At 68.5% G+C, this 20,402-nt stretch carries 20 protein-coding genes; 10 read left to right on the forward strand and 10 right to left on the reverse strand.

Annotated features, from left to right (window positions below; all coding sequences use genetic code 11):
• Window positions 1-59 precede the first annotated feature (59 nt).
• Genes ACFQ50_RS17870 through ACFQ50_RS17885 form a run of 4 tightly spaced genes read right to left on the reverse strand, consistent with a single transcriptional unit; the run spans window position 60 to window position 4,624 of the window.
• Window positions 60-1,298, reverse strand: a complete 1,239-nt coding sequence (locus ACFQ50_RS17870) for an acetyl-CoA C-acetyltransferase (RefSeq protein WP_377996984.1) — start codon at window positions 1,296-1,298, stop codon at window positions 60-62.
• A gap of 37 nt (window positions 1,299-1,335) precedes the next feature.
• On the reverse strand, window positions 1,336-2,493 hold the full coding sequence (gene galK / locus ACFQ50_RS17875; protein ID WP_377996985.1) for a galactokinase: 1,158 nt from the start codon (window positions 2,491-2,493) through the stop codon (window positions 1,336-1,338).
• A complete protein-coding gene (gene galT, locus ACFQ50_RS17880) occupies window positions 2,490-3,668 on the reverse strand; it encodes a galactose-1-phosphate uridylyltransferase (protein WP_377996986.1) in 1,179 nt (392 codons plus the stop codon). The genes galK and galT overlap by 4 nt, the downstream gene beginning before the upstream one ends.
• Window positions 3,665-4,624, reverse strand: a complete 960-nt coding sequence (locus ACFQ50_RS17885; protein ID WP_377996987.1) for a DeoR/GlpR family DNA-binding transcription regulator — start codon at window positions 4,622-4,624, stop codon at window positions 3,665-3,667. Before ACFQ50_RS17885 ends, galT begins: the two co-directional genes overlap by 4 nt.
• Before the next feature lie 207 nt (window positions 4,625-4,831).
• Here ACFQ50_RS17885 and ACFQ50_RS17890 point away from each other — a divergent pair, with 207 nt between their 5' ends.
• From ACFQ50_RS17890 to ACFQ50_RS17905, 4 genes are all read left to right on the forward strand, one after another.
• A complete protein-coding gene (locus ACFQ50_RS17890) occupies window positions 4,832-5,791 on the forward strand; it encodes an aldose 1-epimerase family protein (RefSeq protein ID WP_377996988.1) in 960 nt (319 codons plus the stop codon).
• 81 nt (window positions 5,792-5,872) lie between these two features.
• Window positions 5,873-7,285 (forward strand): AI-2E family transporter, encoded by a 1,413-nt coding sequence (locus ACFQ50_RS17895; protein WP_377996989.1) that lies wholly within the window; start codon window positions 5,873-5,875, stop codon window positions 7,283-7,285.
• Between the two features lie 3 nt (window positions 7,286-7,288).
• Window positions 7,289-8,527, forward strand: a complete 1,239-nt coding sequence (gene ilvA, locus ACFQ50_RS17900) for a threonine ammonia-lyase (protein WP_377996990.1) — start codon at window positions 7,289-7,291, stop codon at window positions 8,525-8,527.
• 8 nt (window positions 8,528-8,535) lie between these two features.
• Window positions 8,536-9,165, forward strand: a complete 630-nt coding sequence (locus ACFQ50_RS17905; protein WP_377996991.1) for a rhomboid family intramembrane serine protease — start codon at window positions 8,536-8,538, stop codon at window positions 9,163-9,165.
• A 90-nt stretch (window positions 9,166-9,255) separates the two neighbouring features.
• Here the strand turns inward: ACFQ50_RS17905 and greA are convergent, their stop codons facing one another.
• Window positions 9,256-9,750: a transcription elongation factor GreA gene (gene greA, locus ACFQ50_RS17910; protein WP_236807671.1), complete on the reverse strand. Its 495-nt coding sequence runs from the start codon at window positions 9,748-9,750 to the stop codon at window positions 9,256-9,258.
• Window positions 9,751-9,954: 204 nt separating this feature from the next.
• Entirely contained in the window at window positions 9,955-10,434 is a 480-nt protein-coding gene (locus ACFQ50_RS17915; RefSeq protein WP_377996992.1) for a DUF4307 domain-containing protein, read from the reverse strand.
• Window positions 10,435-10,518: 84 nt separating this feature from the next.
• On the opposite strand from ACFQ50_RS17915, the gene mca reads away from it, so the two are divergent.
• The 3 genes from mca to ACFQ50_RS17930 all read left to right on the forward strand — a co-directional run bounded on the left by mca (window position 10,519) and on the right by ACFQ50_RS17930 (window position 14,065).
• The gene (gene mca, locus ACFQ50_RS17920; RefSeq protein WP_377996993.1) at window positions 10,519-11,424 is read left to right on the forward strand and encodes a mycothiol conjugate amidase Mca; all 906 of its coding nucleotides are present in this window, start codon (window positions 10,519-10,521) and stop codon (window positions 11,422-11,424) included.
• Between the two features lie 186 nt (window positions 11,425-11,610).
• On the forward strand, window positions 11,611-11,889 hold the full coding sequence (locus ACFQ50_RS17925) for a hypothetical protein (protein WP_377996994.1): 279 nt from the start codon (window positions 11,611-11,613) through the stop codon (window positions 11,887-11,889).
• A complete protein-coding gene (locus ACFQ50_RS17930) occupies window positions 11,867-14,065 on the forward strand; it encodes a thioredoxin domain-containing protein (RefSeq protein ID WP_377996995.1) in 2,199 nt (732 codons plus the stop codon). The genes ACFQ50_RS17925 and ACFQ50_RS17930 overlap by 23 nt, the downstream gene beginning before the upstream one ends.
• On the opposite strand, the gene ACFQ50_RS17935 is transcribed toward ACFQ50_RS17930, so the two are convergent.
• Window positions 14,046-14,687: a hemolysin III family protein gene (locus ACFQ50_RS17935; RefSeq protein WP_377997004.1), complete on the reverse strand. Its 642-nt coding sequence runs from the start codon at window positions 14,685-14,687 to the stop codon at window positions 14,046-14,048. The two genes, ACFQ50_RS17930 and ACFQ50_RS17935, sit on opposite strands and share 20 nt — an antisense overlap.
• A 255-nt stretch (window positions 14,688-14,942) precedes the next feature.
• Here ACFQ50_RS17935 and ACFQ50_RS17940 point away from each other — a divergent pair, with 255 nt between their 5' ends.
• Window positions 14,943-15,704, forward strand: coding sequence for an isoprenyl transferase (locus tag ACFQ50_RS17940; RefSeq protein WP_306926727.1), 762 nt, complete (start codon window positions 14,943-14,945; stop codon window positions 15,702-15,704).
• A gap of 270 nt (window positions 15,705-15,974) precedes the next feature.
• Window positions 15,975-17,411, forward strand: coding sequence for a PhoH family protein (locus tag ACFQ50_RS17945; RefSeq protein ID WP_377996996.1), 1,437 nt, complete (start codon window positions 15,975-15,977; stop codon window positions 17,409-17,411).
• 88 nt (window positions 17,412-17,499) lie between these two features.
• Here ACFQ50_RS17945 and ACFQ50_RS17950 read toward each other — a convergent pair whose 3' ends face one another.
• From ACFQ50_RS17950 to ACFQ50_RS17960, 3 genes are all read right to left on the reverse strand, one after another.
• Window positions 17,500-18,153 carry a GNAT family N-acetyltransferase gene (locus ACFQ50_RS17950; RefSeq protein ID WP_377996997.1) on the reverse strand — a complete coding sequence of 218 codons (654 nt, stop codon included), beginning with the start codon at window positions 18,151-18,153 and terminating at the stop codon, window positions 17,500-17,502.
• A 76-nt stretch (window positions 18,154-18,229) separates the two neighbouring features.
• A complete protein-coding gene (locus tag ACFQ50_RS17955) occupies window positions 18,230-18,784 on the reverse strand; it encodes a hypothetical protein (protein ID WP_377996998.1) in 555 nt (184 codons plus the stop codon).
• Between the two features lie 98 nt (window positions 18,785-18,882).
• Window positions 18,883-19,698 carry a hypothetical protein gene (locus ACFQ50_RS17960; protein WP_377996999.1) on the reverse strand — a complete coding sequence of 272 codons (816 nt, stop codon included), beginning with the start codon at window positions 19,696-19,698 and terminating at the stop codon, window positions 18,883-18,885.
• A gap of 58 nt (window positions 19,699-19,756) precedes the next feature.
• On the opposite strand from ACFQ50_RS17960, the gene ACFQ50_RS17965 reads away from it, so the two are divergent.
• Window positions 19,757-20,308 (forward strand): prepilin peptidase, encoded by a 552-nt coding sequence (locus tag ACFQ50_RS17965; protein WP_377997000.1) that lies wholly within the window; start codon window positions 19,757-19,759, stop codon window positions 20,306-20,308.
• The last annotated feature ends 94 nt before the right edge of the window (window positions 20,309-20,402 follow it).

Below are 20,402 nucleotides of genomic sequence, written 5' to 3' on the forward strand. Positions count from 1 at the left end.
ATTGGGACTTCCGGGGCCGTTTGGGGCCATTATGTGGACAAAAACTCCAATGGGACGGGCTAAGTGAGGCGCTCCAGCACCACGGCCATGCCCTGTCCGCCGCCGACGCACAGGGTGGCGAGGCCCAGCGTTCCATCCTTCTCGCGCAGGCCGTTGAGCAGCGTGGTGGTCATCCGGGCGCCGGTCATGCCGAAGGGGTGGCCCAGGGCGATGGCGCCGCCGTGCACATTGAGCTTCGCGGGGTCGATTTTCAGTTCGCGGGCGCTGGCCACCACCTGCACGGCGAAGGCCTCGTTGAGCTCCACGAGGTCGATGTCATGCATGTCCAGGCGGGCGCGGGCCAGCGCCTGCCGGGAGGCTTCCACGGGTCCCATCCCCATCAGCTCGGGGGACAGTGCGGTGGCCGCAGTGGAGACGATCCTGGCCAGCGGCTCCAGCCCGAGGTCCCGGGCCAGGTCGTAGCTCATGACGACGAGGGCGCCGGCGCCGTCGTTGAGCGGGCACGCATTGCCTGCCGTCACTGTGCCCTCCCGGCGGAAAACCGGCTGCAGGGCGCTGACGGCGTCGAGGGTCACGCCCGGCCGCGGCGAGTCGTCCCGGTCCACCACGGTGCCGTCGCGCCGCTTGTACGGCGTGATTTCGCGGGCGTAGAAGCCGGAGGCGATCGCGGCCTCGGCCCGGTTCTGGCTCAGCACGGCCCATTCATCCTGGTCCGCGCGGCTGACCCCGTAGGACGTCGCCACGTTCTCCGCCGTCTGGCCCATGGCGATGTAGATATCCGGCATCCGGCCGCCCAGCCGCGGATCCGTCCAGGGCGTGTTCGACTCGGCGCGGGCGGCAGTGCGCTGGCGCGCCGGCTCGAACAGGGGGTTGTGGTTCCGGGCCCCGGTCTCGCCCGCGCCGGCCCAGTCCTGGTAGCGCGAAACGGCTTCGACGCCGGCAGCCACGAACGCCTGGCCCTCGCCCGCGCGGATGGCATGGAAGGCCATCCGCAGGGTCTGCAGGCTGGAGGCGCAGAACCTGTTGACGGTGGCGGCGGGCACGTTGTCCAGCCCGGTGAGGATGGTCACGACGCGGGCCATGTTGGAGCCCGCCTCGCCGCTGGGTTCGGCGCAGCCGAGGTACAGGTCGTCCAGGCCCGGCCCGGTGTCCCCGGCGGGGTCGAACGCCGGCAATTTGGCCAGCGCCGCCCGGACCATGGCCGCCGCCAGATCGTCCGGCCGCTCATCCTTCAGTGAGCCCTTGAAGGCGCGGCCGATCGGGCTCCGGGCGGTTGAAACAATGACTGCTTCAGGCATGCGACCAGCCTACGCCCGGAGCGGTGTGTGTTAACGGCTACGCCAGCCGCATTGCCCCGGCCGCCGGGGTGACCGTAAAGATGTCCGGTGCCGTGAACCCCGCCTCCGCGAAGGCGCGTACGACGGCGGTGCGCACCTGCTGCTCCTCGCTCACCGGAGTCAGGGCGATGGCGGCGCCGCCAAAACCTCCGCCGGTCATCCGGGCGCCGATGGCGCCGTTTGCCCGGGAGGCTTCGACGGCGAGGTCCAGTTCGGCGCAGGAGATCTCAAAGTCGTCGCGCATGGATGCATGGCTGGCGTCGAGCAGGGCGCCGATGGCCGATGGGCCCTGCTGCCCCAGGGCTTCCACGGTCTGCAGCACCCGGTCGTTCTCGGTGACGATATGCCTGACGCGGCGGAACGTGACCTCGTCCAGCAGTCCGCTGGCCTCTTCCAGATCGCCGGGCGTGACGTCCCGGAGCGCTTTGACGCCCAGCACTTCGGCGCCGAGCTCGCAGGAGGCCCGGCGGGAGGCGTAGCCGCCGTCGGCGTGGGAGTGGGAAACCTTGGTGTCGATGACCAGCAGGACCAGGCCGGCCGCCTCGGCTTCGAAGGGGACCAGCTGCACGCTCTGATCGCGGCAGTCCAGGAACACAGCGTGGCCCTTCGAGCCGCGCAGCGAGGCGGACTGGTCCATGATGCCCGTGGGGGCGCCGACGAAGTCGTTCTCCGCGCGCTGGGTGGCCAGCACCATGTCCTCCGGGCCGAGGCCTGCTCCGGTGAGGTCGTTGAGTGCCGAGATCACGGCGCATTCGATGGCGTGCGAGGAGGACAGCCCGGCGCCGAGCGGCACATCGGAATCCAGCAGCAGGTCCAGGCCGGGGACGTCGATGCCGCGCTGTTGCAGGGACCAGATGACGCCCAGCGGGTACTTGGTCCAGCCCTTTGCCGTTCCCGCCTCCAGCGAAGCGGTGTCCGCCGTCGTGACTCCCTGGTCGCCATAGGTTGAGAGCAGCCGGATCGTTGAGTCCGGACGGACCCCCACGGCCACGCGGGCGGTCCTGTCGATGGCGAATGGCAGCACGAAGCCCTCGTTGTAGTCAGTGTGTTCGCCGATCAGGTTGACCCGGCCGGGAGCCTGCCAGACGCCGTCGGGCTGGCGGCCGAATGCGGCGTGGAACCGGGCTTCGAGGTCGGTCGTGGCGGGGGCGGTCATGCGTGGGCTCCTTCGATGAGGCCTTGTTCGACCAGGCCGGGGGCAGCCGGAGCGAGCGCCTCGGCCGGGGATGCCGGAACGGTCACCGACCGGAGCCGCTCCGCCACCTGTTCGGGGGTGGTGTCGTTGATGAAGGCGCCCATGGCCGCCTCCGAGCCGGCCAGGAACTTGAGCTTGTCCGCGGCGCGGCGCGGGGAGGTCAGCTGCAGGTGCAGGTAGCTGGCGGGGCGCAGCAGATCATCCACCGGGGCCTGGTGCCAGGCCGAAATGTAGGGCGTCGGAGTGGGATAGAGGGCATCGAGGCGCTTGAGCAGGTCCAGGTAGACGTGGGCCAGCTCGTCCTTCTCCTCCCCGGTCAGCCCGGCAAGGTCCGGGACCTGGCGGTGCGGAACGAGGTGGATCTCCAGTGGCCACCGGGCAGCGAAGGGAACGTACGCGCTGAAGCTGTCGCTTTCCAGCACCATCCGGCTGCCATCCTCGCGTTCGGCACGCAGCAGCGAGCCGGTCAGCGTCTGCTGCCCGCCGGCGTCGTCATAAAACTTGCGCGCCGCGGCGCCCAGGACGGCGGCACGCGGGGTGACGTAGGGGTAGGCGTAGATCTGGCCGTGCGGGTGGTGCAGGGTGACGCCGATGTCCGCGCCGCGGTTCTCGAAAGGGAAAACCTGCTTGATGCCGGGGAGCGCGCTGAGGGCGGCCGTCCGGTGCGCCCACGCCTCCACCACGGTGCGGGCGCGGGTTTCGCTGAGACCGCTGAAGGATCCCGTGTGCTCCGGGGTGAAAGTGACAACCTCGCACCGTCCGTAGGCGGGGCCGGTGGTGCCCCAGCCCGGGTTGGCCGGGACGGGTCCCAGGGCCGGGCCGAGGGAGGGAAAGCGGTTCTCGAACACCACGACGTCGTAGTCCGGCGCCGGGATCTCCGACGGGTTGGCGTCTGTGGTGGGGCAGATGGGGCACTGGTCCGCGGGCGGCAGGTGGGTGCGCGTCTGCCGGTGCGCGGCCACGGCCACCCATTCGCCGGTCAGTGCGTCGTACCGGACTTCGCCGGGCTCCCCGCGGGGCGGGAGGTCACGGTGGTCCTGCGCCTCTTCAACGGCCCGCGCACGGGCTGAGCCGGCATCGTCGAAGTAGAGCAATTCGCGGCCGTCGGCGAGCTGGGTGCTGGTGATATGGGTCATGCGTCGTGTCCTTTGAACGCGGAAGCGGGCGGCATTTGGCCGTCCGGGAGGCTGGTGGGGCGGGCAGGAAAGGGGTCGGCGACCCAACTGGGTAGCAGATCAGGGCGTTCCCAGCGCTGGGAAGCCCCTGAGCTGCTACCCAGTTGGGAGGCTGGAGGTGCGAGGGCCGGGGTTAGAGGGGTGATCCGCAGTTCGCCGACGGACTGCCGGAGCAGACTTTCGGCCGCCGGTCCGGCGGAGCCTGTGCTGATCCTGGCGTCCGTGATAAGGGTGCCGACCGCGGACAGCGGGGCGATCCCGGCGAGGCCCACGGTGCCGTACTTGGTGGCGTCAGCGAGCACGGCCAGCGTGTCCGATGCCGCGATCATGGCGGCGTTGACCTCGGACTCGAGGAGATTCGGCGAGGTGATGCCGGCCTTCGGGTCGAAGCCGTGCACGCCCATGAAGCACAGGTCGGCGTGCAGGCCATCCAGGGCGTGCACCGTCACCGGACCCACAAGGGCCTCGGACGGCGTGCGCTGGCCGCCCAGCACCACGGTGCGGATGCCGCCGTCGCCCGCCGCCAGCGCGTTGGCCACCATGAGGGAGTTGGTGACCACCGTCAGCCCGAGATCCCGGGGGAGCAGGCGCGCGAGTTCGTGGGTGGTGGTGCCGCCGGAAACCAGCAGGGTCATGCCGGGGAGGAGCAGCCTGAGCGCCTCGGCGGCGATGGCCCGTTTCGCGTCCGCTTCGCGGGCCGACTTGGCGCCGAACCCCGGTTCGAAGGCGCTGAAGGCGCCAGCGCGGGTGGCGCCGCCGTGAACCCGGAGCAGGAGGCCCTCGGCGTCGAGTGCGTCGATGTCGCGCCGGACAGTCATCTCGGAGACGCGGAGCAGGTCCGCGAGTGCTGCGACGCGGACGGTCCCCTCGGCGTCGAGTTCCTGGAGGATGAGGTGCTGCCGCTGTGTTGCGAGCACGGTTGCACCTCCTTCCTGTTGACTCAGCCGTCGATGGGCTCAGCTGTGTGCGGGCTCGGTTGTTCTTTGTGGGGCCGGTCACTATTTGCGGCTGTTCCCATTGTGGCACAAACCGATCAAAAACAAATACTTTCTAACAAAAGACAACAAAAAGTTGTCCTGGCAGGCCACTCATGCGTTGTGCTGCGTGCGTTGTACGGTAGGTCCATGACTTCCGGCGCGACTTCCGAAACCAGCGATTCCCTCACCACTCAGCGGCGCTACGCCACGGGCAGGCAGTACGAGCTCAGGCGGGGCGACGCGCTCGCCGTGGTCACCGAGCTTGCTGCCGGGCTGCGGTGGTACAGCCGCGGGGATGTCCAGCTGACGGAGTCCTACGGGGATTCCGACATCCCGCCCGGCGCTACTGGCATCACCCTGGCGCCCTGGGCGAACAGGGTAGAGGACGGCGTCTGGCACCTGAACGGCAAAAAGCAGCAGCTGGACATCACCGAAGTTTCCAAGAACAACGCAAGCCACGGGCTCCTGCGCAATGCGCCGTATTCCCTTGTCGCCGAGTCCGAGTTTGCCGTGACCCTCGAGGCGCCGGTATTCCCCCAGCACGGGTACCCGTTCCTGGTGCGGCACCGCGTGGAGTACTCCCTGGCCGAGGACCTGGGCCTGGAGGTGCGGCAAACGCTGGTCAACGATTCCGAGGCCGAGGCGCCATTTGTGCTCGGCGCGCACCCATACCTTCGGATCGGCGATGTTCCCTCCGAAGAGCTCACCCTGGCCGTGGCTGCCGCAACGCGGCTGGTGGCGGACGAGCGGCTCATCCCGCGCAACTCCGAACCCGTATCCGGCGACAGCGACCTGCGGCGGGGAAAGACGGTGGGGGACCTTGATCTCGACGCCGCCCTGACGGATCTGAGGTTCGACGGCGGGATCGCCCGCCACACGCTGACCGCACCGGACGGCCGCAGCGTCAGCCTGTGGCAGGACGAGACCTGCCCGTTCGTCCACGTGTTTGTCAGCCACACCTATCCTGGCCGGCCAGCGGCTGTGGCACTGGAACCAATGACAGGGCCGGCGAACGCCTTCAACTCCGGGGACAGCCTTCGCTGGCTGGCGCCCGGGAACTCGTTCACCATCACCTGGGGCATCCGCGCTGACCTGACTGCTGCCTGACCTGAGTGCCCCGTGACCAAAGCGGCCCAGTCGGGCCGTGGCGCGTTTCCAATAGCCGGACGGCTAGGGAAGTATTGGGCTATGACGCCAGCAAAGGACGCCACACCAGACGACGCAGCCAACACGATTGCCAGCGCGACAGGCGGTGCCGGCGCGACGGGCAGTGCCAGCGGGACGGGCAGTGCCACAGGCAGGGCAAGCACAACAAACCCTGCCCGGCCCTTCGGCCGTCTCGAGCCGCGGCGCATCCGGACCGACCGTGACCTTGAAGAGGACATTCCCTACGGTGTGCGTATCGCGGCCGCATGGGCCTGGCGGCTGGGGCTGATCCTGCTGATCACCGGCGCCCTGGTCTGGCTGCTGGCCAAGGTCAGCTTCCTCATCATTCCCGTGATGGTGGCGGCGCTGCTGGCCGGCCTGCTGAGTCCCCTGGTGCGGTGGCTGCGGAAGTCGCACATCCCCAACGGGGCCGCCGTCGCCATCACGGTCCTGGGTTTCATCGGGCTCATCGCCGGTGCCCTGGCCCTCGTGGGGCGGCAGCTTGCCCTCGGTTTCCAGGAGCTGTGGGGCGAGGCGCTGGCCGGCGTCCAGCAGGTGCAGAACTGGCTGGCAGAGGGCCCGCTGCACCTGACGGCCACCCAGATCGACCAGTACGTCCAGGACGCCACGGCCGCGCTGCAGAACAACAGCAGCAGCATCCTCAGCGGCGCCCTGTCCTTCGGAAGCACCGCCGGCCACTTCGCGGCGGGACTGGTCCTGGCGCTCTTCATCCTGATCTTCTTCCTTCTGGAAGGCAGCCGCATCTGGTCCTTCCTGGTCCGGCTCCTGCCACGGCGGGCGCGGATCCCCGCCGACGGCGCCGGCCGGCGCGGGTGGACCTCCATGGTCAGCTATGCGCGGATCCAGCTGTTCGTGGCCTTCGTGGATGCCGTCGGCATCGGCGTCGGTGCCGCGATCATCAATGTCCCGCTGGCACTGCCGCTGGGCGTGCTGGTGTTCATCGGTTCCTTCATCCCCGTGGTGGGTGCGCTCGTGACGGGCGTCATCGCGGTGCTGCTCGCCCTGGTGGCCAATGGTCCGGTCAACGCGCTGATCATGCTGGGCATCGTGCTGCTGGTGCAGCAGTTGGAAAGCCACATCCTGCAGCCACTGGTCATGGGCAAGGCCGTCGCCCTGCATCCGGTGGCCGTGATCCTGTCCGTCGCCGCCGGCTCCTACCTCGCGGGCATCCCCGGGGCGCTGTTCTCGGTGCCCATCCTGGCCGTAGCAAATTCGGCGATTCGGTATATTGCTGCCAGAACGTGGGAACATGAACTTGTGCCGGCTGCCGCGGGTACCGCAGACCTGGCCTCTGCCGATGAGGACAATACCTTCAGGGAAGTCCGGCTGCCGGGCTCGCATTCAAGCCACGGCAACCCTGCCGGCACTGCACACGGCGCCCCGGGCGGCAACGCCGCCCCCGGTGCCGACGTCGAATCACCCAAAGGAGAATAGTTAGTGAACACCCCCGAAAGCCTTCCCGTCACGCTGGACGATGTCCTTGAGGCGCAGAAGCTGCTGGACGGGATTATTGCGCGGACCCCGGTGGAGTCCTCCCGGGCCCTGGGCAGCATGGTGGGCGGCGAGGTCTACTTCAAGTGCGAGAACCTGCAGCGCGCCGGCTCCTTCAAGGTGCGCGGCGCCTACGTGCGGATGGCGCGGCTCTCCGAATCCGACAAGAAGCGCGGCGTGGTGGCGGCCTCCGCCGGTAACCATGCCCAGGGCGTCGCCGTCGCCGCCAAGAGCCTGGGCATCACGGCCCGGATCTACATGCCCCTCGGCGTGGCACTGCCCAAACTCGCCGCGACCCGCAGCCACGGCGCCGAGGTGGTCCTGCACGGGCACAACGTGGATGAGGCCCTGGCCGAAGCCCAGCGGTATGCCGACGACACCGGAGCCGTCTTTGTCCACCCCTTCGACAACGTGGACGTCGTTGCCGGCCAGGGCACCCTGGGCCTGGAGATCCTCGAACAGGTGCCCAACGTCGACACCATCCTGATGGGCGTCGGCGGCGGTGGGCTGCTGGCCGGCGTCGCGGTGGCCGTCAAGGCCCGCGCCAAGGAACTCGGCCGCGAAATCCGCATCATCGGCGTGCAGGCAGAGAACGCGGCCGCCTACCCGCCCTCGCTGGCGGCGGACGCCCTGGTGCCGCTCAAGAAGGTGTCCACCATGGCCGACGGCATCGCCGTGGGCCGCCCCGGGCAGCTGCCCTTCAGCATCATCCGCGAACTCGTTGACGATGTGGTCACCGTCAGCGAAGACTCCCTGGCGCGGGCCCTGATCTTCCTGCTGGAACGCGCCAAGATGGTGGTGGAACCCGCCGGTGCGGTGGGCGTGGCTGCCCTCATGGACGGCAAGATCGAGAACCCGGGGACCACCGCCGTCGTCCTGTCCGGCGGCAACATCGACCCCATGCTGATGCTCAAAGTGATCCAGCGCGGCCTCTCCGCCGCCGGCCGCTACATGACCGTGCGGATGATGCTCGATGACCGCCCGGGTTCGCTGGCCACCATCGCTCGCATCATTGCCGAGAACGACGCCAACGTGACCGGCCTCGACCACACCCGCGTGGGCGGCTCCATCAGCATGGGCGACGTCTCCATCACAGTGAACCTTGAAACCAAGGGCCACGAGCACGGCGAACAGGTCCTCGGCGCCCTGCGCGCGGAGGGTTTCCAGCCGATCGTGGTGCACTAGGAGCCGTCATGCTGGACAGCCAGGGCGAGGCGCCCGCCACCCGGGAAACGGCCGCTGCCCGCGCCAAGCGCGGACTGCTGGTGGTGGGATCCTTCGTGGCGCTCCTGTTCGCCATCGAGCTGCTCAACACGGCGCTGCTGCACTCGCTGAACGGCGTCTTCGGGCTCCGGCCCAGAAGCGCCGACGGCATCCTGGACGTGTTCACCTTCCCGCTGCTGCACGCCAACCTCAACCACGTGCTGTCCAACGCGCTGCCGCTGATCATCTTCGGGTTCCTGGTATTTCTGTCCGGGATCCGGGTCTTCCTCACGGCCGTCGCCTGCAGCTGGCTGGGCTCCGGGCTGGCCGTCTGGCTGTTTGGCGCCGGCGGAGTCACCGTGGGCTCGTCCGGGCTGGTCTTCGGCCTGTTCGCGTTCCTCCTGGTGCGCGGGTTCTTCAACCGCAGCTGGTGGCAGATCCTGCTGTCGGTGGTGCTGTTCCTTGCCTACGGTTCCATCCTTTTCGGGATCATTCCGAACGTGGCAGGCTACGTGTCCTGGCAGGCGCACCTCGGCGGCGCCGCAGGCGGCGTCCTGGCCGCCGTCGTGCTGCGGGCACGGGCCTCCCGCCGCCAATCTGCGTTTGGCGGCGAAGGATAACCAAGGCGGCTTAAAGCACGACGCCGGCCGTCCCCGGAAGTGGGGGAGGCCGGCGTCGTGCGTTTGCTGGGACCGCGGACGGACGCGGTATTAGCCCGAGTAGGGCTTGGCGGAAATGATCTCCACCGAGATGTCCTTGCCGTTGGGGGCGGTGTAGCTGAGCTTGTCGCCCTCCTTGTGGCCCATGATCGCGGCACCGAGCGGGGACTTGTCACTGAAGACGTCCAGATCGGAGTCGCCGGCGATTTCGCGGGAGCCGAGCAGGAAGGTTTCCTCGTCGCCGGCGATGCGGGCGACGACGATCATGCCGGGCTCAACGATTCCGTCGTCGGCCGGTGCCTCGCCGACGTGGGCGTCGCGCAGCAGGACGGTCAGCTGGCGGATGCGGGCCTCGATCTTGCCCTGCTCTTCCTTCGCAGCGTGGTAACCGCCGTTCTCCTTGAGGTCTCCCTCCTGACGGGCAGCGTCGATCTTCTGGACGATTTCCGCACGGCCGGGGCCGGAAAGGTGGTCCAGCTCTGCCTTCAGGCGGTCAAAAGCTTCCTGGGTAAGCCAAGCTGCAGGCGCGCTGTTAGTGGTAGACACGGACTTCTCCTCTAGTGGGTGTACAAGCGGTCATACAAACAAAGACCCCGCCACGGTGGCCACCTGTGGAACTCAGTAACCATCTCAGCGGGGTAAAGGTATTGATCCATTGTAGTCAATCCTGTGGAGTAAACCCAACAACCAAGCGGCGTGGGTCACACGGCTTCTTCTGCTGCCGGTATTCCTGCCGGCCCTGGGCCGGCCCTAGGAAACCGCGGGCTTCGGGATCCAGCAGTTGTCCACGACGCCCGAGACGGCCTGGGATTCGGTGCGCAGGACAACCCGCTGGGCGAAGGTGCGCCCGCCGTCGGTGCTCTGGCCCTGCGCGTCCTGCGGCTCCTGCCCGACCGGCGGAATGTCGACCACTTTCCAGCCGACCACTGCGAACCTGGAATCGAGCGCCTTGATGGCGCACTTGACGGCCGTGCCGGGTTCCCTGGTCACCTGGAAGTCCACCACGGCCTGGGTGGCATCCGGAGTCCGGTAGCCGATGTCCTTGTATGTCACCGCCGCCGTGGCGTTGGACGTGGAGACCCAGGCCAGGAAGCCCATGCCGATTGCCAGGGCCACGATAACCGCCCAGCGCTGGGCCTTTCGGGACAGCCTGCGCTTTGGACGGCCATAGCGATTGGCTAGGCTAATGTCTGCAGGCTGGGAAGTGCCCGACTTGTCCTCGGTAGTCACCCTTTCAGTTTAGTGGCGATCAACCGGGGAAATATCCGGCGTCAGCATTGCAGTCAGCCCCAGGAGAAAGAGGAGCAGTCCCAGATGACAGCGTCCACCAGCCAGTCGTCCACGCTTCGCCTGCTGGCAGTCCACGCCCACCCGGACGACGAATCCAGCAAGGGTGCAGCCACCATGGCGATGTACGCCGCGGCCGGTGTGGACGTCATGGTCGCGACCTGCACGGACGGCTCCCGCGGCGACATCCAGAATCCGGCCATGGAGCCCGAGCCCCATCCGAAGCGGGACATGGCCGGTGCCCGCCGCCTTGAAATGAACGAGGCCGCCCGGATCCTGGGCATCCGGCAGCGCTGGCTGGGCTTCGTGGACTCGGGCCTGCCCGAGGGCGATCCGCTCCCGGCGCTGCCGGCCGGGTGCTTCGCGCTGCAGCCCCTGGAGCGGGCGGCGGCGCCCCTCGTCCGGCTGGTCCGGGACTTCAAACCGCACGTGATGGTCAGCTATGACGAAAACGGCGGCTACCCGCACCCGGACCACATCATGGCGCACCGGGTTGCGGTGGAGGCCTTCGAAGCCGCCAGCGACCCCGCCCGGTATCCGGGCACCGGGGAGGCCTGGGAGCCCGGCAAGCTGTACTACGACCGCGCCTTCAGTCCGGAGCGCTTCCGTGCCCTGCACTTCGCGCTGGAGGAGGCCGGACTCCAGTCGCCCTACGCCCAGCGCCTGGCCGCCTGGCTTGAGGCGGACGCCGAAGGGCACACGCCCCCGATGCCCATGCATGAGACCACCACCCAGGTGGACTGCGGCGACTTCTTCGAAGCCCGCGACGACGCCCTCCGCGCGCACCGGACCCAGGTGGACCCGCTGGGCTTTTTCTTCGCCGTGTCAGCGGAGATGCAGGCGCGCGTCTGGCCCTGGGAGGACTACACGCTGATCCAGTCGAAGGTGTCCTCTGAGCTGCCCGAAAAGGACCTGTTCGCGGGGCTAAGATAGAGACAAGAGACATTTTCTATCCCGTGTAGAACAACACAGTAGAAAAACTGCAGTAGAACTACCCAGTAGAAGACCCGCGTAGAAGTCCGTGTGGCGGCCGGAATGGCCGCGGCCGCGCGCGTACCAACGGGCCGGACGTTGGCCCACGGGGCTGACGGCGGCCCCAGCCTTGAGAAGGTTTGAACAGTGCACCATTTGCTCATCGCCCTGGCATCGTCCCCGGCACCCTCGCCGTCGTTGCGCCCCGGCCTGACCCCGGACCAGGTCACCCCCGGCCTGTTGGGCTTTCTGCTGACCGCCTTCATCGTGGTGCTCACCGCGCTGCTGATTGTGGACATGGTGCGCCGCATCCGCCGCGTGCGGTACCGCGCCCAGGTGGAGGAGGAACGCCAGGCTGCCGCCGAGGCGGCGGACATTGCCCGCGACGATGCCGCCAACGGCAATGCAGGCCGCGCCGACACCTGATCCCGGATCGGGGAAGCCTTCACCGGGTCAGCCCGGACCGGGGCAGCAGCCCGGACCGGGGGAGCAAAACGCCCTCGGCGCGGAACCCTCTGCCTACCTGCGCCAGCACGCCGGCAACCCGGTGCACTGGCAGCCGTTCGGGGACGCCGCCTTTGCGGGGGCCGCGGCCCGGAACGTGCCTGTGTTCCTGTCCATCGGCTACGCCGCCTGCCACTGGTGTCACGTCATGGCACGCGAGTCCTTCGAGGACCAGGCCACGGCTGACTACCTGAACAGCCATTTCGTTGCGGTCAAGGTGGACCGCGAGGAACGTCCGGACGTCGATACCGTCTATATGGCCGCCACGCAGGCCATCAGCGGCGAGGGCGGCTGGCCCATGTCCGTCTTCCTGACCCCCGGCGGCCTGGCCTTCCATGCCGGCACCTATTTCCCGCCCCATCCCATGCGGGGCCGTCCGTCCTTCCGCCAGGTCCTCGAGGCCGTGCACGAGGCGTGGACGGAACGCCGCGACGCCGTGGAGGGAAACGCCCGATCCCTCGCGCAGAACATGGGCCAGGTGCAGCTCGCCGCTGCCGTGGACGTGTCCCGTCCGCCGGAACTGCTCGACGCCGGGCTGTTGCCCGCCGCCGTCCGTTCCCTCGCAGATTCCGAAGACCCCGACGACGGCGGGTTTGGCAGCGCCCCCAAGTTCCCGCCGTCGGCCGTCCTGGAATTCCTGGTCCGGCACGCCGCGGTGCCCTCGGACACCGCCGATGAGGCCAGGGAGATGGCCGGGCGCACCCTCGCGGCCATGGCCCGCTCGGCCCTCTTTGACCAGCTCGACGGCGGGTTCGCCCGGTATTCAGTGACCCGCGACTGGTCCGTTCCGCACTTTGAGAAGATGCTGTACGACAACGCCCAGCTGCTGCACGTCTACGTGCACTGGATCCGGCTGGGCGGAACGGCCGGGTTCCCGGCAGCCGAGGCGGCGGACGTCGCGTCGCGGACCGCCGACTGGATGCTCTCCGCGCTGGGGCTGCCAGGCGGGGGACTGGCGTCCTCGCTGGATGCAGACTCCGTGGTGGACGGGGAGCACCACGAGGGGGCCAGCTATCTTTGGACCCCCGGCGATCTGGAACGGGAGCTGGGCACGGAGGATGCTGCGGCCGTCGCCTGGATGATGAACGTCGGCTCCCGGGGCACCGTGTCGGAGTTCGGCTCGCCGCTGCACCCGGGCCGGGCGCTGGACGGAGACGAGGCGCGGCTCTGGCAGGATGTGGGGCCCCGCCTTCAGGAAGCCCGGGCATGCCGCCCGCAGCCCGGGCGGGACGAGAAGGTGGTGGCGGGCTGGAACGGGCTCGCCGTGGCGGCGTTCGCGGACGCCGGTGCAGTCCTGGACAGGCCGGATCTCGTGGCGGCGGCCGCCCGGATCGCCGGCTATCTGGAACGGGTCCACTGGCGGGCGGCATCGGGCGGGTCGCAGGCGCCCGGGGAGCTGGTCCGTGTGTCGCATGGCGGCGCGGCCCGCGGGATCGGCGGCCTGCTCGAGGACTATGCGTTCTGCGCGGGTGGCTTCCTGGCGCTGTACTCGGCGGCGGGCGATCCCCGCTGGTACATGTTCGCCGAGGCGCTGATCCGGACGGCCTGCACCCGGTTCGTCGACGGCGGAAGGCTTGCCGATTCCGCCGGGGAGTCGGCGCAGGTTGTCAGCGCCCAGGGCGGAAAGCCGGGCCTGGACCCCTTTGACAACGCCACGCCCAGTGGCGCGGCCGCCTTTGCCGGCGTCCTGCTGGGCTACGCCGCGCTGTCCGGCTCCGCGGAACACCGGATTATGGCCGGGAACATCCTGGCCCTCCTGCCCCCGCTCGCGGTGCGGGTACCGCGCGTGGCTGGCTGGCTCCTGGCCACAGCGCAGGCCGCGCTTGCAGGGCCGGTGGAGGCCGCCGTCGTCGGACCTGCCGGTCCCGAACGGGACGCGCTCCACCGTGCACTGCTGCTGTCCCCGAGCCCGGGGCTGGTGGTGGCGGCAGGGGAGGCGGACGACGGCGGGACGCCGGCCCAGGTGCCGCTGCTGCGGCAGAGGCCGGCCGGCCCCGGAGGTGCGCCGCTCGTCTATGTGTGCCGCGGCATGGTCTGCGACCGGCCGGTGGCGACCGCTGCGGAGGCGCTGGAACGCGTCAGCTCAGGACTGCAATGAGGATGGCCGCGAAGTGGGCGGCAAAGGCCAGCACCGTGAATGCGTGGAAAAGCTCGTGGAAGCCGAAGTGCCGGTAGCTGAAGTTGGGTTTCTTGAGGGCGTAGAACACAGCCCCGGCGATGTACAGGGCCCCGCCGACGCAGATGAGCAGGGCTGCCGGGACGCTCGCCGCGAAGAAAGCGGGAAGGTAGAACAGGGACCCGCAGCCGAGGCCGATGTAGATGGGCACGTACAGCCAGCGGGGCGCGTCGGTCCAGAGCAGCCGGAAGAGGACACCCAGGATCGCGGCGGACCAGATCAGCCAGAGCAGGAACTCCGCCGTCGGCCTGCCCAGCAGGCTCCACGCCAGCGGGGTGTAGCTGCCGGCGATCACCAGCATGATGTTGGTGTGGTCCAGCCGCTTGAGGACGCGTTTAACGCCGGGGGCCCAGTTGCCGCGGTGGTACACCGCGCTGACGCCGAAGAGCAGCACGCCGGTAAGGGCGTAGATGGCGGACGCAATCTTGCGCTCTGCGGTGGGAGCCACCGCAACCAGCACAATCCCGGCAGCCAGGGCGAACGGCGCGGTGACGGTGTGGATCCAGCCCCGCCACTTGGGTTTGATCGTCAGCAGTTCCGCGATGCGTTCCGCGGCGTGGTCCACGGCGGCGGGTTCAGCCTTCGACGGCTCCGGTCCGCCGTCCGGGGCATTGCTCTTCATGCCTTCCAGAATAACCTACGGTTCAGTAAGTTACTCCCTGGTAACGTTTTGCCTGTCTGGTCCTTTCGGCCCGTTCGGCGGGGCACCGGACGGCAACCTGCGCGCGGCGGCCGCCTCCGGGCGGTAGCCTAGGACTTGCACAAAAGTCGTACAGCAGGAAGTCAGGTGAATCTCCGGATGGAATGGCCCGGGTTCCTCTATGGCTTCTATGAGCGCAAGCTTCTGCGCTCGCTGGAACCGGAACGGATCCCCAGGCACATCGGCGTCATGGTGGACGGCAACCGGCGCTGGGCCCGGCAGTTCAATGCCCCGACCAGCCAGGGCCATCAGGCCGGCGCGGACAAGATCCACGAGTTTCTCGGCTGGTGCCAGGAGCTGGGCGTCCGGGTGGTCACCCTGTACATGCTCTCCACGGACAACATGAGCCGTTCCGGCGAGGAGCTCGACCTCCTGATGGGCATCATCGCCAACACTCTTGACCGGCTGGACGAGGATGCCGACATTTCGGTTCATGCCATGGGCGCCCCGGAGCTGCTCCCGGACTACCTTGCGGAGCGCCTGACCAAGCTCACCGCCCGGACGCCGGTGCGCGAGAAACTACACGTGAACGTGGCTGTCGGCTACGGCGGCCGGCGCGAGATCGTGGACGCGGTGCGCGAGCTGCTGCACGACGCCGTGGCGCACAAGGCGGATATCAGCGAACTCGCCGACTCCCTGAGTGTGGAGGACATCTCGCGCTTCCTCTATACGCGCGGCCAGCCGGATCCGGACCTGGTGATTCGGACCTCGGGCGAGCAAAGGCTCTCGGGCTTCCTGATGTGGCAAAGCGCCTACAGCGAGTTCTACTTCTGCGAGGCCCTCTGGCCCGCCTTCCGGAAGGTCGATTTCCTCCGCGCCCTGCGCGACTATGCCGGCCGTCAGCGCCGCTTCGGCTCCTAGCATTTTCGTCGTCCGCCGGCCGCCGTATGGGCCGCCGTCGTTCACTCCGAATTCACATGCCGGCAACAGGAATCGCCGGACGAAGACGTTGGAAATTAGTTCGGGGCGATTTACGTTAAACCCATCAGCAGGCAAACCGCCGGCTGATCGGGGAGGCCAGTACATGGAGCGATTCTTCGCACCGGTTGTATGGGAGGCCGGATCCGGCCTCGTGGCCGAGCCGCCTCACCAATAACAATTCCGGGCACGTGCCCCGGGGCTGGAGTCGATGTGGCTATTTCTGAACAACTGCCCGAAGTCATCACGGACAAGGGTGAGAAGGCTACCTCTCGCGCCAAGCGAGCCATTTCAAAGACCGGTGCGGACACGAAAGACGCCGCAGCCGGTCTTGCTGTTTCCGGCCCACAGACTGAAACCCAGCCATCAGTCTCCACCTTCGTCATCGACACCTCCGTGCTGCTCTCCGACCCCCGCGCGCTGCTGCGGTTTGCGGAGCACGAAGTTATTGTGCCGATCGTGGTGATCACCGAACTTGAAGGGAAGCGGCACGACCCCGAACTCGGCTACTTCGCACGGAAGGCGCTCCGGCTCCTTGATGACCTTCGCATCCAGCACGGCGGGCTCAACCGGCCCATCCCGCTGGGCGACGCGGGCGGCACGCTCATGATCGAGCTGAACCACATCTCTGCCGAAGTCCTGCCGGCCGGATTCCGCGGCGGGGACAACGACAGCCGCATCCTCGCCGTCGCCAAGAACCTCTCCAACGAAGGGCGCAACGTCACCGTGGTGTCCAAGGACCTGCCGATGCGGGTCAAGGCCTCGGCCATGGGCCTGCTGGCCGATGAATACCGCAACGAGCTCGTCAAGGATTCCGGGTGGACCGGCGTCGCCGAGATCGATGCGAGCGACGAGGAGATCTCCACGCTGTACGGCCACGAACCGGTCTTCATCCCGGCGGCAGCCGAGATGCCGGTCAATACCGGCCTTGTGGTGCTCTCCAGCCGTGGCTCCGCCCTGGGACGCGTGGGGGCCGACAAGCAGGTCCGCCTGGTCAAGGGGGACCGCGACGTTTTCGGCCTCCACGGGCGGTCCGCTGAGCAGCGGTTGGCCATCGACCTGCTGATGGACCCCGCGGTGGGCATCGTGTCCATGGGCGGCCGCGCGGGCACCGGCAAGTCGGCCCTTGCCCTGTGCGCCGGCCTCGAGGCGGTGCTGGAACGCCGCGAGCACCGCAAGGTGATCGTGTTCCGCCCGCTGTTCGCGGTGGGCGGCCAGGAGCTCGGCTACCTGCCGGGCTCGGAGGCGGAGAAGATGAACCCCTGGGCACAGGCGGTTTTCGACACCCTGGGCGCTCTGGTGAGCCAGGAAGTCGTGGAGGAAGTCATGGACCGCGGCATGCTGGAGGTCATGCCGCTGACCCACATCCGCGGACGCTCCCTGCATGACGCCTTCGTGATCGTGGACGAGGCCCAGTCGCTCGAAAAGAACGTCCTGCTGACCGTCATGAGCCGGATCGGGCAGAACTCGAAGATCGTCCTCACCCACGACGTTGCCCAGCGCGACAACCTCCGGGTCGGACGGCACGACGGCATCGCAGCGGTCGTCGAGACCCTGAAGGGCCACCCGCTCTTCGGCCACATCACCCTCACCCGGTCCGAACGCTCGCCCATCGCGGCTCTCGTCACGGACCTGCTCGAAGGGGCGTAACTCCTACCTGAGAAGGGCCGCGGTCCGGTTCGCCTGGCCACGGCCCTTCTCTGTTGGCTGAGCTTGGGTCGGGCGGGGAGCGAACCCCTCAGCCCGCGATCCCCAGGAGGAATTTTGCCGTGCGTTCGTGGCCTTCCACCTCTAGGTGCCAGTCGGGCCGGTTGAACGTTGCCGGCGTGAGGCGGACCCTCTGTACTGTTTCCTGTTTGCCGCCCCAGGACATGCGCGTGGCGCCGTTCGGTTCGTAGCCGAGGGACCGGGAGACTCCCAGGGATGCGGCGTTCCAGTGGGCGGCTTCGGATTCGCAGACTTCGGCGCCAAGCCAGTCAAAGGCGTAAAGCGCGACGGCGGCCCGCATCTCCCTGCCGAAGCCCCGGCCCTGCGCGCTTTTCCGCAGCCACGATCCGGTGGTGACCGTGCGCAGGACCTCAAAGTCCCGCGCGGCGATGTCCTGGCAGCCGAGGAAGGTTCCGTCGTGCCAGATGCCGAGCGTCAGCGTCCAGGACTCCGGCGTGGACGCGGCGCGGCACTGCCAGTACCAGCGGGCCATGTTGGGTCCCAGCTCGCCGGCGGGGACCGCGGTCCAGGGCGTGCTGAACGGATTGCGGCCCGGCTCGTGGATGCCGCTGGCCGCCGCTTCAACTGCCGCGGGGATGTGGCTGTCGCGCAGTGGCCGCAGGGTGAGCCGGGGAGTGCCCAGAGTGAGGGCGAACGGAGGCCACACGGAGATCAGCTCGGTCATGCCGGAAGTCTAATAGGTGGCTGGTCCTGTCAAGACGGCGGGGGATGCAGCCCGGCTTACACCGGCACCGCTGCCGTCAGCTGGTGTGGTGCGACAGGCCGAGGGACAGCCGGGTGTTGGCGGGCCCTTCCAGCACCAGGGCGACCGCCTGGTTGGGAAGCTCGAAGACCATGGTGGCGTCCAGGCTATCGCCCTGTTTGAGCTGCGTCTTCCCGGGTGACGTCCAGAGCGGATGAATGCTGTTGGCGCCCAGCCCTGTCACCGAGAACTGGGACGTGTCCACCGCGACGCCTTTACCTTCCAGGGCGGTGAACTGCACCAGTATCCGTACCCGGTGGGTTCCCGCGGACGGGCCCTCGTCCAGGACCTGGACGCGTTCCGGCGGAAGCCAGCCGTCCTTTTCCAGCGGGATGATGCCGTTGACCCGCGCCGTGCCGCCGGGGATCACCGCACTCGCGCCAAGCGGGGTGCTCGCCTCGGGCTTGGCCGTCAGGAAGAGGTATCCCAGCACGAGTCCCAGGGCGCAGAGCAGGGAGACCGGGATCAGCAGCAGCTTCCTTCGGCGCCGGGCGCCGGTCCTGCCGGTGCCGGCCGTGTCAGGTGTCGATACGTCTGGAGCCATGGTTGACATGGGACGAGTGTGAAGCCGCCAGGTTGGAAAAAACCTGCGCAGACCCCCGCATTCCGGGTGGCCCGTCAGGCGGGTGGCCTTTCAGTCGGGGTGGCCCGTCAGGCGGGATTGGCGGGATTGGGCCGCAGCGGCCACTGGATGTGCTCGCGCACATCAGTGAGGTTCATGGGCTGGGCCACGAAGAGATCGTCCAGCATGTACTCGTCCACGGCCAGGATCCGCATGCGGTGCCCGGGAAGCTGCCCCTCGGCGTCGAGCGGTTCTGCCGCGACGCAGACGCCGGTGCCGGCATCGACGCGGATCCTGGTCCGGCCCGCGCCGCAGAGGGGTGCTGCCGCATCCAGCGGGCGGTACCCGGGGTTCGGGGACACCACAGTTTCCAGCGCCGCCCGGCCTTCGTGGGTCACCTCCCGAACGGGCTCCAGCACTTCGACGGCGTTGGCATTGGGGAACTCCAGCGGCACCGGGGCATTGCCCGCGAGCTCCACCGGATCCAGCGCGGCAGCGAACCGGCCGTTTCCGAACGAGGGTTCACCGTAGGCGGCCTCGGGGCGGCGCCGCACCAGCCCGCCGTCGTCGTAGACCGGGGTCACCAGGTGCGCAGGAAGCAGCCACGACTTCCGGGTGGCGCTCGTGTACAGGCCGTCACGCGAATCGTTGATGCCCGTGGTGCTGCCGAGCAGCGTGCCGTCGCCGGACTCCAGCCGGAGCGCACCGGGACGGCGCAGCCACGCGCGGACGGTGCCGCTGCCGGGACTGCCGGTACTGCCGGCGCCGGAAAACTCGGTGTATTCAAAGCGCAGGGACTGCCACTTCCACGGGGACGAGCGGCAAAGATTCCGGAACGAGGCAGCCGACGCAAGCGGAGCACCACCGCCGTGTTCCTGCCGGTGCTTGGCGTCCCAGGTCCCCATATCCACAGTTTACGCGAGGCCCCCAGCGGCAGGTCCGGCAATCGAGTAGCATCCGAGGGTGATCCAACGACTGGGGGAACTCTGGGAAACCGCGCCAGCCGCATTCTGGCTGCTGCTGGCGTCGTGCGCGTATTTCGCCGTGATGGCGGTGCGGCTCACTGTGATCGACGTCCGCCACCACCTGCTGCCGAACCGGATCGTCTTCCCCTCCTATGCGGTGGCCGGGGTGCTGCTGCTGGGGGCGGTGCTGACCCTCGCCGTTGCGGATCCGTCGGGAGTGCCCGACGGCGGGGCCCGGCTTTTCGGCGTGCCGGCGCTGAGGATTGCGGCCGGGGGAGCGGTGCTGTGGCTGTTCTACTTCGTGCTGCGGCTGGTGTACCCGCCGGGCATGGGGTTCGGGGACGTGAAACTCGCCGGCGTCCTGGGGCTCTACCTGGGTTACCTCGGCTGGCCGCACGTTTTCGCGGGGACGTTCGCCGCTTTCCTGCTCGGCGGACTCTGGAGCATCGGCCTGCTGGTGCTGCGCCGCGGCACGCTCAAGTCGGCCATCCCGTTCGGGCCCTTCATGCTGGCCGGAGCAGCAGCGGCCATGGTCCTGCTCCCCGCCTGACCGCAGCCCCCAAGCTAGCCCCGCGAACGACCAGCGCGAACGAACACTTAAGCCCCGGCGCGAACTGGCAGCTGATGCCCTCAAATCCGGGATT

Origin of the sequence: Arthrobacter sp. NPDC056493 (assembly GCF_042795115.1) — a bacterium.
GTDB lineage: Bacteria > Actinomycetota > Actinomycetes > Actinomycetales > Micrococcaceae > Arthrobacter.